The sequence below is a fragment of the Maritimibacter harenae genome, assembly GCF_009882975.1.
GTDB lineage: Bacteria > Pseudomonadota > Alphaproteobacteria > Rhodobacterales > Rhodobacteraceae > Maritimibacter > Maritimibacter harenae.
On record NZ_WTUX01000007.1, the window covers coordinates 1 to 228 of the forward strand.

At 63.2% G+C, this 228-nt stretch carries 1 pseudogene; it reads left to right on the forward strand.

The features are described 5' to 3' along the window. Positions 1-228, forward strand: a pseudogene (locus GQE99_RS03995) (transposase); the annotation flags it as partial.

Sequence of the window (228 nt, forward strand, 5' to 3'; positions counted from 1 at the left end):
ATCGACGCCACCTACCTGAAGGCTCACCGCACGGCGTCCAGTCTGGGCGTCAAAAAGGGGGGCGCGGTCGCCTGATCGGACGGACGAAGGGTGGCATGAACACGAAATTGCACGCCATCTGCGACAGCCAGGGACGTCCACTCAGCCTGTTCGTCACTGCCGGGCAGGTGAGCGACTACATCGGTGCGCGGGCTCTTTGCGACAGTCTGCCGAATGTCGATTGGCTGC